The organism is Streptomyces sp. NPDC048197, assembly GCF_043202395.1.
Classification (GTDB): domain Bacteria; phylum Actinomycetota; class Actinomycetes; order Streptomycetales; family Streptomycetaceae; genus Streptomyces; species Streptomyces siderophoricus.
On record NZ_JBIDAJ010000075.1, the window covers coordinates 1 to 1,785 of the forward strand.

At 70.3% G+C, this 1,785-nt stretch carries 1 protein-coding gene; it reads right to left on the minus strand.

Features of this window, described 5'->3' with window-relative positions; all coding sequences use genetic code 11:
• Window positions 1–11 precede the first annotated feature (11 nt).
• On the minus strand, window positions 12–1,691 hold the full coding sequence (locus tag ACGF4C_RS39175; protein WP_393573428.1) for an IS1182 family transposase: 1,680 nt from the start codon (window positions 1,689–1,691) through the stop codon (window positions 12–14).
• Window positions 1,692–1,785 lie beyond the last annotated feature (94 nt).

A 1,785-nucleotide genomic window follows, 5' to 3' on the forward strand; every position in this document is an offset into this window, starting at 1 on the left:
GACGCTGTTGGTTAATTCGGGCCCTGCCTGCTTCGCCCCGCTGGTAGTCCAGTGGGGCGAAGTGCTGCCAGGTGGGAGGTTCGGGTGCGGGCTCGGGGTGTTGAGGTGAGCCAGGCGTCGATGCGGGTGAGGTTGATGGCCGCGCCGGTCAGCTGGTGCTGGAGGCTGGTCTTGTCCAGGCCGCGGTAGCGGGATCTGCGCAGGCCGAAGGCGAGGACGCCCTGGGAGATGGTTCCCTCGATCCCGGCGCGGACCTGGTAGCGCTTCTTCCACTCATCCGTCTGTTGCAGGGCTCTGGCCCGCTGGGCCGCTTCGTACTCGTCCCGGTGACGCAGGCTGATCTCCCGCCGCTCGGCTTTTGGCGAGCTCACGCAGTCCCGCAGGGCGGGACAGGGCCGGCAGTCGGCCGGGGAGAAGCGGACCCGGATGACGGGCAGTGCCTGCTGCGACTGCCCGTTGCGCCATTGTGTGCTGGTGACGCCGTTGGGGCAGGTGACCTGCCGTTTCTCCCAGTCGATGGTGAAGGCGTCCTGTCCGTAGGGGCCGGTTGCCTGGGCGGTGGTGTTCCCCGGCAGCGGGCCGTGAAGTGCGACGTTGTGGTCGCGGCGGGCGGCGGCCAGGGCGCCGGCGCTGACATATCCGGCGTCCACCCAGTGCTCGGAGGGCAGCCGGCCTGTCTCGGCGAGGCGGGCGTGGACGACCGCGGCCATCCGGTCGTCGGGCACCGGGGCGGCGGTGGTGACCACCTGCGTGATCAGGTTCGGGGCGTCCGGCTCGCAGGTCTCGGTGAAGTGGACCTTGTATCCGTTCCAGACGATTTCGCGTTTGACGCTGCCCCGTGCCTGCGGGTCATACGGGGTGACCACACGCATCGCCCCCGGCGGCACGTCTTTTGGGCCGCGGCGCCGCACCACCCCCTCGACCACCTCGAACTGCTGCACCCACACCCGGCGCAGGAGCTCCACCGCATCCAGCGAACGCACTTCAGGCGGCGCCTGGCCGGACCACGCGGCCTGGAGCAGGAACATGCCGTCCGCACCGATCCGCTCGCCGACCTCGACGCGTTTGGTGCGGCTCTTGGGGAAACGCGACTCCTGCAACGGTGTTCCGTAGTGCTCGAACCACTCGGGGGCGACGACGCCGGCCAGCCAGGCCGGGGCAGCGGCGGCCACCGCGTTCAGAGCCGACCGCAGCGTCTCGCCGACCAGCTCCAGCCAGCAAAGCTCACGGGCCGCCGACTGCACATGGGTGGAGTCGGTGCGGGCCCGGCCGCCGCGCTTGAGCAGCCCACGCTCCTGGGCCGCCGCCAGGATTGCGTCCAGCAGGCCCCGGCCCGCATTGCTGCCCACCAGCCGGTCCCGGAACTCCGACAGGACCGAGTGATCGAACCCCGGGTCTTCCAGTTCGAGGCCGAGGGCGTACTTCCAGTCGATACGGGCCCGGACCGCCTCCGCGGCCTGCCGGTCGGTCAGTCCTTCCACGAACTGGAGGATCACCACCAGCGCCAGCCGCCCCGGCGACCAGGCAGGCTTTCCCCTGCCGGGGAACACCGAGGCGAAGTCCTCGTCCCGGAACAACACACCCAGCTCGTCCCGGACCCGGATCGCCAGACTGCCCCTGGGAAACGCCCTCCTGGCTACCCGGACCGTTCCGGCCGGGACCTCCCCCGGCTCCTCGACACGCAACGACACGGACGCCCTCCCCAGACACAACGTCGGCCTTCACGACCACAACCAGGTCGTGAAGGCCGACGTCACGCTCGGGCCCGAATTAACCAACAGCGTC